The organism is Sphingomonas sp. Xoc002 (assembly GCF_050408055.1).
Taxonomy (GTDB): domain Bacteria; phylum Pseudomonadota; class Alphaproteobacteria; order Sphingomonadales; family Sphingomonadaceae; genus Sphingomonas; species Sphingomonas yabuuchiae.
Genome location: NZ_CP191175.1, coordinates 1919261 through 1934195, shown reverse-complemented (window position 1 = coordinate 1934195; position 14935 = coordinate 1919261). Strand labels below are relative to the sequence as shown.

General features: G+C 64.4%; 11 protein-coding genes. 8 read left to right on the top strand and 3 right to left on the bottom strand.

All coding sequences use genetic code 11. The features are described from left to right. Entirely contained in the window at positions 1–1995 is a 1995-nt protein-coding gene (gene cyoB / locus ACQR50_RS08510) for a cytochrome o ubiquinol oxidase subunit I (protein ID WP_428970606.1), read from the bottom strand. Between the two features lie 11 nt (positions 1996–2006). Further along, on the bottom strand, positions 2007–3152 hold the full coding sequence (gene cyoA / locus ACQR50_RS08505) for a ubiquinol oxidase subunit II (protein ID WP_428970605.1): 1146 nt from the start codon (positions 3150–3152) through the stop codon (positions 2007–2009). Positions 3153–3389: 237 nt separating this feature from the next. On the opposite strand from cyoA, the gene ACQR50_RS08500 reads away from it, so the two are divergent. From ACQR50_RS08500 to ACQR50_RS08490, 3 genes are all read left to right on the top strand, one after another. Beyond that, positions 3390–4724, top strand: coding sequence for an MFS transporter (locus ACQR50_RS08500; RefSeq protein WP_428970604.1), 1335 nt, complete (start codon positions 3390–3392; stop codon positions 4722–4724). Between the two features lie 122 nt (positions 4725–4846). Continuing rightward, positions 4847–5278 carry a DUF2147 domain-containing protein gene (locus tag ACQR50_RS08495; protein WP_428970603.1) on the top strand — a complete coding sequence of 144 codons (432 nt, stop codon included), beginning with the start codon at positions 4847–4849 and terminating at the stop codon, positions 5276–5278. Between the two features lie 68 nt (positions 5279–5346). Beyond that, positions 5347–5619: a DUF1488 family protein gene (locus ACQR50_RS08490; protein WP_428970602.1), complete on the top strand. Its 273-nt coding sequence runs from the start codon at positions 5347–5349 to the stop codon at positions 5617–5619. A 99-nt stretch (positions 5620–5718) separates the two neighbouring features. Here ACQR50_RS08490 and ACQR50_RS08485 read toward each other — a convergent pair whose 3' ends face one another. Further along, positions 5719–7524, bottom strand: coding sequence for a glycoside hydrolase family 15 protein (locus tag ACQR50_RS08485; protein WP_428970601.1), 1806 nt, complete (start codon positions 7522–7524; stop codon positions 5719–5721). Positions 7525–7660: 136 nt separating this feature from the next. Here ACQR50_RS08485 and ACQR50_RS08480 point away from each other — a divergent pair, with 136 nt between their 5' ends. From ACQR50_RS08480 to malQ, 5 genes are all read left to right on the top strand, one after another. Then, positions 7661–8794, top strand: coding sequence for a Gfo/Idh/MocA family protein (locus tag ACQR50_RS08480; RefSeq protein WP_428970600.1), 1134 nt, complete (start codon positions 7661–7663; stop codon positions 8792–8794). Between the two features lie 91 nt (positions 8795–8885). After that, positions 8886–9134 carry a DUF2934 domain-containing protein gene (locus ACQR50_RS08475; protein WP_428970599.1) on the top strand — a complete coding sequence of 83 codons (249 nt, stop codon included), beginning with the start codon at positions 8886–8888 and terminating at the stop codon, positions 9132–9134. A 107-nt stretch (positions 9135–9241) separates the two neighbouring features. Further along, on the top strand, positions 9242–11344 hold the full coding sequence (gene glgX / locus ACQR50_RS08470; protein ID WP_428970598.1) for a glycogen debranching protein GlgX: 2103 nt from the start codon (positions 9242–9244) through the stop codon (positions 11342–11344). Then, a complete protein-coding gene (gene treZ, locus ACQR50_RS08465) occupies positions 11341–13035 on the top strand; it encodes a malto-oligosyltrehalose trehalohydrolase (RefSeq protein ID WP_428970597.1) in 1695 nt (564 codons plus the stop codon). The genes glgX and treZ overlap by 4 nt, the downstream gene beginning before the upstream one ends. Beyond that, the gene (gene malQ, locus ACQR50_RS08460; protein WP_428970596.1) at positions 13032–14918 is read left to right on the top strand and encodes a 4-alpha-glucanotransferase; all 1887 of its coding nucleotides are present in this window, start codon (positions 13032–13034) and stop codon (positions 14916–14918) included. The genes treZ and malQ overlap by 4 nt, the downstream gene beginning before the upstream one ends. The last annotated feature ends 17 nt before the right edge of the window (positions 14919–14935 follow it).

Sequence of the window (14935 nt, the reverse complement as noted above, 5' to 3'; positions counted from 1 at the left end):
TCAGGCCCCCTGCCCGAGCAGACGGCGCCGCTCGCTTTCCGTAGCCACGACTTCCTCGACGGGAATGTAATAGTCGCGGTCATAGTTGAACGTGTGCCAGATGGCGACGACGACGACACCGATCAGGCCAAAGGCGGCGAGCCACCACATGTACCAGATCATGCCGAACCCGGCGGCCGTCGACAGGGCGGCGATAATAACGCCGGTGCCCGTGTTCTTCGGCATGTGGATCGGACGATAGCCGTCCACCGGCGCCTCCGCCTTCTTGTCCTTCATGTCGTACCAGGCATCCAACTCATGGATGACGGGCGTGAACGCGAAGTTGTAGTCCGGCGGCGGCGACGAGGTCGCCCATTCCAGGGTGCGGCCGTCCCAGGGATCGCCGGTCACGTCGCGCAGTTCTTCCTTCTTCCAGATCGACACGCCGATCTGAACCAGGAAGGCCCCGATGCCACCCGCGATCATCAGCGCACCAAGCAGGGCGACGATGAAGTAGATCTGGAGCGACGGGTCCTCGAAATGGTGCAGACGACGCGTCACGCCCATCAGACCCATGATATAGAGCGGCGTGAAGGCGACCCAGAAGCCGATGACCCACAGCCAGAACGACACCTTGCCCCAGAACTGGTTGAGCTTGAACCCGAAGGCCTTGGGCCACCAGTAGTTGATCGCGGCGAAGGCGCCGAACAGCACGCCGCCGATGATCACGTTGTGGAAGTGCGCGATCAGGAACAGCGAGTTGTGCAGCACGAAGTCGGCAGGCGGAACGGCCAGCAGAACGCCGGTCATGCCGCCGATCGAGAAGGTCAGCATGAACGCGATGGTCCACATCATCGGCAGCTCGAACCGGATGCGCCCCTTGTACATGGTGAACAGCCAGTTGAAGATCTTCGCCCCCGTCGGGATCGAGATCACCATGGTGGTGATGCCGAAGAACGAGTTGACGCTGGCGCCGGACCCCATGGTGAAGAAGTGGTGCAGCCAGACCAGGTACGACAGGATCGTGATGACGATCGTGGCGTAGACCATCGAGGTGTAGCCGAACAGACGCTTGCCCGAGAAGGTCGAGGTGACTTCCGAAAACACGCCGAACAGCGGCAGGATCAGGATGTACACCTCCGGGTGGCCCCAGATCCAGATCAGGTTCACGTACATCATCGGGTTGCCGCCGAGATTGTTCGTGAAGAAGTTGGTGCCGACATAACGGTCGAGCGACAGCAGGACGAGCGTGGCGGTCAACACGGGGAAGCTGGCGACGATCAGGACGTTCGCGCACAGCGAGGTCCAGCAGAACACCGGCAGCTTCATCATGGTCATGCCCGGCGCGCGCATCTTGATGATGGTCGCGATCAGGTTGATGCCCGACAGGGTCGTACCGACACCCGCCACCTGCAAGGCCCAGATATAATAGTCGACACCGACATCGGGACTGAAATCGAGCTCCGACAAGGGCGGGAAGGCCAGCCAGCCGGTGCGCGCGAACTCGCCGATGAACAGCGATGCCATGACCAGCACAACGCCGCCCGCGGTCATCCAGAAGCTCAGATTGTTGAGATACGGGAAGGACACGTCGCGGGCGCCGATCTGGAGCGGCACGACATAGTTCATCAGGCCGGTGATGATCGGCATCGCCACGAAGAAGATCATGATGACGCCGTGGGCGGTGAACACCTGATCATAGTGGTGCGAGTTCAGGAAGCCCTGGTTGTCGCCGAACGCGATGGCCTGCTGCCCACGCATCATCAGCGCGTCGGCAAAGCCGCGCAGCAGCATCACGATACCCAGGATCATGTACATGATCCCAATCCGCTTGTGATCGACGGTGGTGAACCACTCCTTCCAGAGATAGCCCCACAGCTTGAACTTGGTGATGAGCGCCAGCACCGCGATCCCGCCGACCGCGACGCCCAGGAAGGTGCCGACGACGATGGGCTCGTGGATCGGCAGCGACTCGATCGATAGCCGTCCGAAGATGGTCTTTATGATGTGTTCCATGATGGCGTGCCTCAGCCGCGACCCGCACCGGCATGACCAAAGGTCTGCGGGCCGGGGGTCTGCGGGATGGAAAGGAAGGACATGCGGCGGTTCTTCATCTCACCGGCATCCTGCGCGCCGTTCGACGGCGTGGGCTCCAGGCTCTGGTGCGGCGAGACCTCGATTTCCTCGGGCGACTTTTCGAGCGCGCCCTTGGTCCGATCCCCGTGCATCGGGCCGGTGTTGTTGACGGGCGGATTGCCCTCGCCGACCTTCATCTTGTGCGGATCGCCGCCACCGGTCATGCGGTCGTGCATCATCACGTCCGACATGCAGGGGGTATTGTCCGCGACGCAGCGGTTGACGACGCGGTCGAACAGGCCGCCCTGAACGCCGCTATAGTACATCGCGGGGACATACTCGCTCGGCTTCTCGACCGTCAGGAAGGCCGCACGGGTCAGCTGACCCTGGCCCTTGCCCTGCCCGGCCTGCGACGTGCGGACCTTCTCGACCCACTGGTCGAAGCCGCTCGACTGAAGCGCGAAGACCGGGAAGTTCATGCCCGAGAAGCCCGCACCGCTATAGTGCGACGACAGCCCCTTGAACGTGCCCTCGCGGTTCAGGACCGCGTGTAGCTTCGTCTCCATGCCGGGCATGGTGTAGATCATGCCTGCCATCGCGGGCACGTAGAAGGCGTTCATCACCGAGGTGCCGGTCAGGCGGAACTCGACGGGCCGGTCGACCGGCAGCGCCAGTTCGTTGACCGTCGCGATGCCCTGCTCCGGATAGATGAACAGCCACTTCCAGTCGAGCGCGACGACCTGGACTTCAAGCGGCTTGACGCCCGCCGCGACCGGCTGACCCGGCGCGGTGCGCTCGATCGGGCGATAGGGATCGAGCAGATGGGTGCTGGTCCACGTCACCGCGCCCAGGCAGATGATGATGAGCAGCGGCGCCGACCAGATCACCAGCTCCAGCATGGTGGAGTGGTCGAACTCCGGATCATATTCGGCTTCGGTATTGCTCTTGCGATAGCGCCACGCGAACAGCACCGTCAGCGCCATCACCGGAATGATGATGAGCAGCATCAGGGCCGTCGCGATCAGCACCAGATCGCGTTGCTGCACGGCGACGTCACCGGCAGGGTTGAGCACGACCGCGTCGCATCCCCCCAGCATGGCCAGGAGGGGCAAGGCGGCCCAGCGAAGAGGGCGCAGGCGCGCAAGGCTCGACGAATGAGACATATGACAGGGGCCGCTACGCCTTTGCTGCACCTGCGCACATTGGACAGTTTGTCCAATCCCCCCATCGCCCGGAAAGGCGCATAGGCGCAGCACAATGGCGGTCATGCGTGGTCTTTTTGCACTGCAACTGATCCGCTTCAATAACTTGGAAGAAGTCAGGACTGGCAGCTGATGAGCGCAGAGTTAACCGCATCGACCTCGACGCCCCTTGAGCGGGACGCGCGGCTGGTCAATGCCCGCGATCCGCACCATGTCGCGCCGGGCGATATCGCCATCGGCGTCATCATCGGGCGTACGTCGGAGTTCTTCGACTTCTTCGTGTACGCCATCGCCTCGGTGCTGGTGTTCCCGTCGCTGATCTTCCCGTATGTCGATGCGCTGACCGGCACGATCTATTCGTTCGCGCTGTTCTCGCTGGCGTTCATCGCACGTCCGATCGGGACCTTCATCTTCATGGCGGTCGACCGCAATCTGGGCCGCGGCGTCAAGCTGACCATCGCGCTGTTCCTGCTCGGTGGCTCGACCATGGCGATCGCCTTCCTGCCCGGCTATGCCCAGATCGGCAGTTCGGCCGCGGTGTTGCTCGGCATCTTCCGTATCATGCAGGGTCTGGCGCTGGGCGGTGCCTGGGACGGTCTGCCCTCGCTGCTGTCGCTGAACGCGCCGGAGCGTCGTCGCGGCTGGTATGCGATGATCCCGCAGCTGGGCGCGCCGCTCGGCCTGCTGGTCGCCAACGGCCTGTTCGCCTTCTTCCTGACGACGCTCAGCACCGCCGATTTCCTGGACTGGGGTTGGCGCTATCCGTTCTTCGTGGCGTTCGCGATCAACGTGGTGGCGCTGTTCGCCCGCCTGCGTATCGTTGCGACCCCCGAGTTCCAGCGCTTGTTCGAAACCCGCGAGCTTCAGCCTGCGCCGGTCGGCGAGACGCTGAGCACCGAGGGCCGCACGGTGTTCCTGGGTGCGTTCGCGCCGCTGGCCAGCTTCGCGATGTTCCACATCGTCACCGTGTTCCCGCTGTCCTGGGTCGTCCTGTTCAACAAGGAACGCCCGCAGGACTTCATGATGATCGAGATCGTCGGCAGCATCGTCGGCGTGTTCGCGATCCTGGCGTCGGGCAAGATCGCCGACCGGGTCGGTCGCCGTACGCTGCTGGGCCTGTCGGCCGCCGCAATCGCCGCCTATGCCGGTTTCGCGCCGCAGCTGCTCAGCCAGGGCGGCACCGGCGAGACGATCTACATCGTCCTCGGCTTCCTGCTGCTCGGCCTGGGCTTCGGCCAGTCGTCGGGTGCGATCAATTCGGGTTTCTCGCCGCTGCGTCGCTATACGGGTGCGGCGATCACGTCGGATCTCGCCTGGCTGATCGGTGCAGGCTTTGCGCCGCTGGCCGCCTTGCTGCTGTCGAGCAATTTCGGGCTGATGGCCGTGGGCGCCTATCTGCTGTCGGGTGCGATCGGCACGCTGGCGGCGCTGGGCATCAACAAGGAACTCGCCAAGCGCGCGTCGTAATAGGACCAGCTCTGGTCTGATCGAAGCGGCCGACGGGGCAACCCGTCGGCCGTTTTGCTTTCATACAGGCGGCTTCCCATATTCCCGTTCTGACAGTGACTTGCATCGGGATAGGACAGGCAATGAAGATGGGTCTTTTGCGGGCGACGGGTATCGTGGCGGCCGTCATGGGGATCGGGTTGACGACGAGTGCGGCGGATGCGCGGGTTCCGGCCGGGACCTGGGCCAATCCGTCGAACACGGTGCAGGTCCGCTTTGCGCCGTGCGGACGCGGGCCCGATGCCGAACTGATGTGCGGGACGGTCGTCTGGGCGAGCGAGCAGGCCAAGGCGGATGCCGCGCGGGGCGGCTCGCCACGATTGGTCGGCACGCAGCTGTTCAGCGACTTCGAGGAGGAAGAGCCGGGCCGTTGGTCGGGCACGGTCTATGTCCCCGATATCGGCCGTGAGGTTCAGGGCACGATCACCCAGATCGACGCCCGCACCTTGGTCGGCGAGGGATGCCTGCTGGGCAGCCTGGGTTGCCGCGAACAACGCTGGCGCCGGGTCAAATAAGCCGGGAATGAGGGAACCCAAGGCCGTTTGCGGCGTCCCCGACGCAGCAACTCTCGGGAAGGAATGCCATGGCGGAAGAAACGCTGACGATCGTAAGCGGCACGGTCGAGGACAATGTGTCGGACCGGCAGGTCGAGTTCGTCGGGGAACTCGACGGCGAGGAATATCAGTTCGCGGTCCAGTATGACATGCTGGAAGCGCTGAGCGGGGACGTGCCCGAAGGCGACGCGGTCGAACTGTTCGAGCGTTATTCCGACGATATTCTCGAAGCGGCGCTGACTGCCCTCGGCCGCGACATGGAGCAATCGCTGGTCGTCGTCAGCGAGAATGACCTGGACTGAGAAGGCCCGTCAGCCGAACCGCTGACCATCCCGCTGCGCAGATCCCGACACGGTTCAGGATTTGCGCAGCGGGGCCGTTTTACGGATTAGGGGCCACCGCTACAATTCCTCGCCGGCCAAGGTCGCCGCAGCCTGGATCACCGCAAGATGGGTGAGGCCCTGCGGCATATTCCCTAGATAATGCCCCGTCTTGGGGTCTATCATTTCGGCATAGAGCCCCGCGCCATGGCTATCCAACGCCTTGGTCGCGGCGTCGAACGCAGCTTGTGCCACCTCATGCTGCCCGAGTATCGCACGCGCCTCGATCATCCAGAAGGTGCAGGCGAGGAAACAGCCCTCCTCCTTCTCGACGCCGGTATAGCGGTAATGGAAAGCGCCCGACGCGAGCTCCCTGTCCAGCGCGTCGAGTGTGCGTGCCAGGCGATCCTGCCCATCAAAACGGAAGCGTACCGCCAAAGCCAGGCTGGCATCGAGCGCGTCGCTGTCGGGGTGCATCAGATAGGCCCCGCGCCTTTCCGACCAGCAATGCTCGCCGATCCATGCCTCGATCCTGTCGCGCTCGCGCATCCAGCGGTCGCGGCAGGTCGTCGGAATCTGTCCTTCGTCCGCCAGCTCGACCGCACGGGCCAGCGCCTGCCAGCAGCTGATCTTGGACATGGTGTAATGCCGTTCCTCAGGCAGTTCCCAGATGCCCGCATCGGGGAGCCGCCAGTGATCGGCGCACGCATCGGCCAGATGCGACAGCGTCTCGGCGCTGGAGGTATCCAGGAAATTGCCGCACGCAACGAAACGGCTCGCGGTCTCGAAAATATCGCCGTAGATGCCATGCTGGTGCTGGCCGCCCGCCAGATTGCCGACGCGCACCGGCTTGGATTGTCGATAACCACTGACGGCGATTTCGCGCTCCTCAGGGACCGGGCAACCGTCCAGCGTGTAGCAGACCTGCGGATCGCCCTCGCCCAGCCGCTTGAGCAGCCAGGTAAAGGCAGCCTTGGCCTCGCCATGCGCGCCGATGCGCAGGAACGCCTTGATCGTATAGCCTGCGTCGCGGACCCAGGCGTAGCGATAGTCGTAATTCTTCTCGCCGCCGATCCCCTCAGGCAACGAGGTCGTTGCCGCCGCCGTGATCGCGCCCGTGGGTGAATAGAGCAGCAGCTTGAGCGCCAACGCGCTGCGCAGGATGCGATCGCGGTGCATCTCCGGCACCTTCAGCCCCTGGGTCCATTGCCGCCATTCGAAATCCGACAGGTCGATCCGCGCGTCGATCTGCTCGATATCCTGACAGACCAGCGGCTCGTCCTCGCCTGCGATGATGGCGATCCGGGCGCGATCCCCCGGCCCGACCGCCGCCGTACCGGTGACCAGGCCGTCCTCGACCGTATCGATCGTCACGCCGCCGCAATGGCGGAACACGCCCAGCACCCGGTCGACGTGAAAGACGTTATGCCCGCCCGCAGGCGCAAAATAGGGGCTGACCGTATCCGCCCGGCGGCTGAAGCGCAAAGTGATGGCGAAGCGGACAAATCCGTCCAGCCCCTCCACCCGCCGCGCCAGTTCCGCCCAGGGCAGCCGCCCCGCCGGGCCGCTGTTCAGCGACTCGACCAGCTTCGCGCGACCGCTCGCCGTGATGAAGATCGTTTCCAGCACATTGCTGTCCGGCCGATAGCGTCGCTCGACGGTGAACGGTTCGATCGGCGTGATGGAAAAAGTGCCGCCGCGTGCGCCGTCGAGCAGCCGGTCGAAAAGAGGCGCGGAGTCCATATTGGGTACGCACCACCAGTCGATGGCGCCATCCGCACCGCTCAAAGCGACGCTGCGCCCGTCGCCCAGCGCAGCATAGTTTTCTAGGTCCAGAAACCCGTCGGCGTCACGAAGCGGCTCGGGATGCTGATCGGGTAAAGTCACGAGGGCGCGTCTCCGTTGATGCAGGTTAGGCGATGGAAACTCGCCAAAACCATAATATCTCCGTGGGACCTTCCCCGGATTGGCGCGTTGCAGCAACCGTTACGAAATTTGGCGTCTTATATTTGGGAGAACGGCCATGAGCCTGGCATCGGCATTCGGTTTCGGCACGAAGAAGGTTCGCTATGCGGTCGTTGGCGCGGGCGACATCACCCAATCGGCGATGCTGCCCGGCATCAAGCACACCGGTAATTCGGAGCTGACCGCGATCGTCACGGGCGATGCGGAGAAGGGCAGATTGCTGGCCGAAAAATACGGCGTCGAGCATGTCTATTCCTATAACGAGTTCGACAAGCTGCTGACCGCCGGAGTCTGCGATGCGATCTATCTCGGCACGCCCAACTGGCGCCATGCGGAGTTCGCCATCCCCGCGCTCGATGCCGGTATCCATGTCCTGTGCGAAAAGCCGCTGGAAATCTCGAGCGAGAAGGCGCGCGCGATCCAGGATGCCGAGCGCCGTTCCAAGGCCAAGCTGATGACGGCCTATCGCCTGCATTTCGAGCCGGGTACGCTCGATGCGATCGAGAAGATCCGCAATGGCGATCTGGGCGAGCTGGTCGGCTTCACGTCCTGTTTCGGGCAGAAGCTCGACCCCGATAATCATCGGGCGAAGCACGGTCTGGAGGCCGGGCCGCTGTTCGACATGGCCCCCTATCCCATCAACGCGATCCGCTATCTGTTCGGGGCCGAACCGGTCGCCGTCGAGAGCGCGGTCGCCACGCGCCAGCCGAGCGCGGGCCTGGGCGATCTGGACGATACCTTCGCGGTCGTGCTGCGGATGCCGGGCGACAAGCTGGCCAGCTTCACCGTCAGCTATGCGATGAACAATATCGACAGCCTGATCATCGCGGGCATGAAGGGTTCGATCCATATGAGTCCGGCCTATGGCTTCCAGTCGGGCATCGAGCAGAACCTGACCATCGGCGACAAGCAAAGCCACGAGAAGTTCAAGCATACCGACCATTTTGGTGGCGAGATGCGCTATTTCTCGGATTGCATCCTGAACGACCGCGATCCCGAGCCGGATGCCGAGGAAGGCCTTTCCGACCTGCGCGTGATCGAGGGTATCGTGACCGCGATGAAGACCGGCGGGCGCGTCGAACTGCCCCCCTTCACCCGCACGCGCCGCATCGATCCCGAAAGCCAGCGTCAGACGCTGTCGGCCGTCACCCCGCCCGAACAGGTGAAAGCGAAATCGCCGACGGGCAATTGATCCGCATCAACGCGTTTTTCCGGGAGCGTTATGGCCGATCCAATCGTTACGGTCGCGATAACAAATTGCGAGTCACGATAGGGAGGTGACGATGAAAGACCGGGAAGACCAGCTTCGGCAACGCGCATATGGCATCTGGCAATCGGAAGGCGAACCGCATGGTCGTGACTGCGACCATTGGGAGCAGGCCGAACGGGAGTTGACCGAAGTGGCCCCGGAAGACCCCGCCGCCCCGGCCAAACCGGCCGCACGGCGGAAGAAGGCCGACGCTGCACCGCAGACCATCGCGGCGGAGCCGAAGCCCAAGGCGCCCCGAAAGCCGCGCACCAAGACCGCATGACCTATGCCCGGTGGCTTCCGTTTGCGGAACGCCACCGGGCCATAGCACCCCGCTTCTTATCGAAACTGCCACACGCATAGTCGTTCGACTTTTGCCGGAGAGCCCCTTTGACCGATTTGCCCGAACAGATTCTGCCCGGCTCCGCCTATCCGTTGGGTGCCAGCTTCGACGGCGAAGGGGTGAATTTTGCCGTTTTTTCCGCCAATGCCGACCGGATCGAACTGTGCATTTTCGACCCCCAAGGGAAGCGCGAACTCAAGCGCTATACGCTGCCCGAATGCACCGACGAGGTTTGGCACGGCTATCTGCCCGATGTTGGGCCGGGTCTGCTCTACGGCTATCGCGCGCATGGTCGCTACGAGCCGGAGGCCGGGCATCGCTTCAACCCGAACAAGCTGCTGCTCGACCCCTATGCCCGCAAGCTGCACGGGGAGATCAAATGGACCGATGCGCTCCATGGCTATCAAATCCGGTCGAAGAAAGAGGATCTGAGCTTCGACAAGCGCGACAGCGCCGCCGCCATGCCCAAGGCCGTGGTGGTCGACGATCATTTCGACTGGTCCCGCGACGTGAAGCCGAACACGCCCTGGTCCGAAACGGTCATCTACGAAGCCCATGTGAAGGGCCTGACCAAGCTGATGGAACTGGTTCCTCCGCGTGAGCGGGGCACCTATGCGGGGCTCGGCCATCCGGCGGTCATCAAGCATCTGAAGCGGATCGGCGTCACCGCGATCGAACTGCTGCCGATCCACAGCTTCACCCAGGACCGCTTCCTTCAGGAAAAGGGCCTGCGCAATTATTGGGGTTACAACACCCTCGGTTTCTTCGCGCCCGAGCAGGCCTATTTCGCGACCGACACTCAGGACGAGCTGCGTCGCGCGGTTCACAAGCTGCACAAGGCGGGGATCGAGGTCATTCTCGACGTCGTCTACAACCACACCTGCGAGGGGTCGGAGAAGGGACCGACGCTGTCGTGGCGCGGGCTGGACAATGCCAGCTATTACCGACTGGTCCAGGATCAGCCGCGCTATACGATCAACGATACCGGCACCGGCAACACGCTGAACCTGTCCAAGGCGCGGGTAATTCAGATGGTGACGGACTCGCTGCGCTATTGGGCGACGAGCTTCGGGATCGACGGTTTCCGCTTCGATCTCGGCCTGACGCTGGGTCGCGAGGCGACGGGTTTCGATCCGGGTGCGGCGTTCTTCGACGTGCTGCGGCAGGACCCGGTGCTCGGGCGGCTCAAGCTGCTGACCGAGCCATGGGATGTCGGGCCGGGCGGCTATCAGCTGGGCAATTTCCCGCCGGGCTTTTCGGAATGGAACGACAAGTATCGCGACACGGTGCGCAAATTCTGGCGCGGCGATGCCGGGCAGCGCGGCGATCTGGCGGCGCGGCTGTCGGGTTCCGGTGACTTGTTCGACCGTCGCGCGCGGCGTCCCTGGGCCAGCCTGAACATGCTCGCCGCCCATGACGGTTTCACGCTGGCCGATACCGTCATGTACGAACAGCGTCACAACGAAGCGAACAAGGAAGACAATCGCGACGGTCATTCGGAGAACTACTCGCGCAATTGGGGCGCAGAGGGGCCGACCGAGGACGAGAATATCAAGGCGGCGCGTGGCCGTGTGATGCGCTCGATGATGACGACCCTGCTTGCCTCGCTGGGCACGCCGATGATCGTGGCGGGCGACGAGTTCGGCCGCACGCAACACGGCAACAACAACGCCTATTGCCAGGATAACGAGATCAGCTGGCTCGACTGGAAGGCTGCCGCATCGGACGAGGGTGAGGGGATGATCGCCTTCACCGCGCGACTGGCCGAATTGCGCCGCCGCTATCCCGTCCTGCGCTCGCCCAGCTTCCTCTATGGGCAGGATACGCCTGGCCATGGCATCAACGACATCGAATGGTGGGACGAGCGCGGCGAGCAGCTGAGCCCCGAGGATTGGGACAATCCCGAGGGGCGTGCCCTGATGATGCGGCGCGCGTCCGCGACCGAGGATGGCGGCATCGAGGCGGTTTCGCTGCTGCTCAATGCGTCGCCCGATCCGATCACCTTCACCCTGCCCCCGCCCCATGCCGCGCGTACCGTGCTGATCGACAGCGCCAAGCCCGAACAGGGCGAGGTCGAGATCGGCGACAGCTATGAGGTCGGACCGCAGAGTGCGGTGCTCATCACCTGGCGGGACACGGCCGAGGCATGACCAACTGGGGGCCTGAACTGCGCGAGGGCGCGGATACGCTGTTCCGGCTCTGGGCGCCGGATCGTGACGCGGTGACGCTGGAGATCGACGGCGCGCCTTCGGTATCGATGGATCGCGACGAAGAGGGATCGTTTTCCGCCACCGCCCCAGCGGTTGCGGGAAGTCGCTATCGCTTCCGCCTCGATAAGGATTTGGCGGTGCCCGACCCCGCCTCCCGGCTTCAAACGGGCGGCGTCCATGGATGGAGCGTGGTGGTCGACCCGGCCTTTGCCTGGAGCGCCACCGAATGGCGCGGGCGGCCCTGGGAGGAGACGGTGCTGCTCGAAGTCCATGCCGGGACGCTGGGTGGCTTTGAGGGCATTCGCCAGAAGCTGCCCGCCATCGCGGCGTCGGGGATCACCGCGATCGAACTGATGCCGGTCAACGCATTCGGCGGCACCCGCAACTGGGGCTATGACGGCGTCCTGCCCTATGCCGTGGCCGAGCCCTATGGCTCACCCGCCGAGCTGAAGACGCTGGTCGACACGGCGCATGGCCTGGGCCTCTCGGTCTTCCTCGACGTGGTGTATAATCACTTCGGGCCGGACGGAAATTATCTGGACGCCTATGCCAGTGCCTTCTTCCACAAGGAGGTCGACACCCCCTGGGGCGGCGCGGTGGCGGTCGATGCCGATCCGGTGCATCGCTTCTTTGTCGACAATGCCCTGATGTGGCTGCGCGATTATCGCATCGACGGATTACGTTTCGATGCGGTTCACGCCATCGAGAATGACGGCTTCCTCGACCGGATGGCGAGCGAGATCCGCGCCGCTTTCCCCGAACGGCACGTCCATCTGGTCCTGGAGAATGAGAAGAACGACGCCGACCGCCTGCGCGCCGGTTGTTATGACGCTCAGTGGAATGACGATTTCCACAATGTCCTGCACGTTCTACTGACCGGCGAGACCAGCGCCTATTATGGTGACTTCGCCGATCATGCGGCCGAGCGGTTGGCGCGTTGCCTGAAGGAGGGCTTCATCTATCAGGGCGAAGGCTCGCCCAATCATGACGGCCGCCCACGCGGCAAACCGTCGGGCGATCTGCCCAGCACGGCCTTCGTCGCGTTTCTTCAGAACCATGACCAAGTCGGCAACCGGGCGATGGGCGAGCGGCTGATCCGCCTGACCGATCGCGAGCGGCTCCGCGCGGCGACCGCGTTGCTGCTGCTCGGTCCGCAAATCCCGCTGCTGTTCATGGGCGAGGACGAGGGGAGTGAAAGTCCCTTCCTGTTCTTCACCGACTTCCATGACGAACTGGCCGATGCGGTGCGTGAAGGGCGCCGACGCGAGTTCGCCAAGTTCGACGCCTTCGCCGACGAGGAAGCGCGCAAGCGCATCCCCGACCCCAATGCCCGCAGCACTTTCGACAGCTCGATCCCCGAGCCCGGTCCCCAGGCCGGGGAGTGGCGCGCGCTATACCGCGAACTGCTGGCGCTCCGGCAAGTTCATATCATGCCGCGCCTGAAGGGGGCGGTGGGTCTGGCGGCCGATGTGATCGGGACCGCCCAGGTCAAGGCACGATGGCGCATGGCCGATGGCGCGACGCTGACCATCCTGATCGACCTGGGCGAAGCGCCCGAAGCGATCGCCGCGGATGAAGGCCAGTTGATCTACCAGGAAGGCGATCGCTTCGCCGCATGGATCGCCAAATGAGCGATCTCCACACCCGCGCCGAAGCCGCCGGACTGTCACGTCACTGGCAGGACGCCAAGGGACAGGACCAGACCGTCTCCGACGAGGCGTTGGCGGCGATCCTGGATCGGCTCGATACCGATATCGGCGAGCCTGTATTCGTCTCTGGTGAACTCGGCCAGCAAATCCCCCTTCCCGACGTCTGCCGCGACGGGGCCGCACGGCTGACCCTGGAGGGTGGCGAAATAGTGTCGGTCTCGATCCGGGCCCGGATGCTGCCAGCCATTCTCCAGCCTGGTTATCACCGGCTGGAACAGGGCGAGCGGCAATGGACGATTGCCATCGCCCCGCACCGCTGTCCGGTCCCACCGTCGGGCAGGCATTGGGGCAGCGCCGTCCAGATCCCATCCTTGCGCGAAGGCGGCGGAGCCTTTGGCGACTTCGCCGGTCTGGCCAGCGCCGCCAAGGCGCTGGGCCGAGCCGGTGCTGCCGCTCTGGCGATCAGCCCCGTCCACGCGCTGTTCCCCGCCGACGCCGCGCGCTTCAGCCCCTATGCCCCGTCCAGCCGGTTGTTCCGCAACGTCTGGCTGGCCCCCGCCGGCGAGCCGGTGGCTGACACCCCTGCCCTGATCGACTGGCAAAGCGCCGCGCCGGATCGGATGCGGGACCTACGCATCGTTTACGATCAGCTCGACACGCTGCAAAGCCAAGCCTTTGAACGCTGGCGGGCGGAGGGCGGTGAACGGCTGGAATTGCAGGCTCGGTTCGATGCGCTCCACGCCTATTTCCATGGCCGTGACCGGGCGAGCGGCTGGCCCGACTGGCCGGAAGAGTATCGCGATCCCGCCAGCGAAACGGTCGCGCGTTTCGCCGCCGAGCATGTCGACGCCATTCGCTTCTACGCCTTTGCCCAATGGTGGGCCGACCGGGCGCTTCGCGACGCGGCGGACACGGCACGCGGCAACGGCATGGCGATTGGATTGATCGCCGACCTCGCCATCGGGGTCGCCATGAACGGCGCGGATGGCTGGAGCCGACGCGGTGAGTTGCTGAACGGGCTGTCGATCGGTGCCCCGCCCGATCCGCTCGGTCCCGATGGCCAGAATTGGGGGATCACCGCCCTGTCGCCCTTCGCGCTGCGGCGACAGGGCTTTGCGCCGTTCATCGATACGCTGCGTGCGGTCTTCGCCCATGCTGGCGGCATCCGCATCGACCATGCGTTGGGGCTATGTCGCCTTTGGGTCGTGCCGGACGGCGCTCCAGCCGATCAGGGTGCCTATCTGGCGATGCCCTTTGCCGACATGCTGCGCATCCTGCGCATCGAGGCGCATCGGGCCAATCAGGGGCGCGGAGCCATCGTGATCGGTGAGGACCTGGGCACCGTGCCGCCCGGCTTTCGCGACATCATGGCGAAGGCCGGAATGCTCGGCATGCGCGTCCTGCCGTTCGAGCGGGATGCGGACGGCGCGTTCCTTCCAGCCGAGACGTGGAGCGAGCAGGCGATAGCGATGACCGCCACCCACGACATCGCGACCGTTGCCGGATGGTGGAAGAGCCGCGATCTGGAATGGCGCGCGCATATCGCCGGGCGGCCCGTCTCGCCGGATGACAGCGCGGACCGTGCCCGGGAACGCACCGCCCTATGGCAGGCGATCGGCAACGGCGCACCGGAACCCGACGAACCCGCCGTCACGGTCGATGCCGCCATCGCCGCCGTCGCGGAAACGCCGTGTCCGCTGGCCATCGTGCCGGTCGAGGATCTGCTGGGGCTGGACGAGCAGCCCAATCTCCCCGGCACCATCGACGAGCATCCGAATTGGCGTCGTCGCCTGCCCGATACGCTCGATCGCTCGCTCGCCACGCCCGAGGTCGCGACGCGCATCGCCATACTCAAAGCCCGCTGACCCGCTTTATCGAAGGA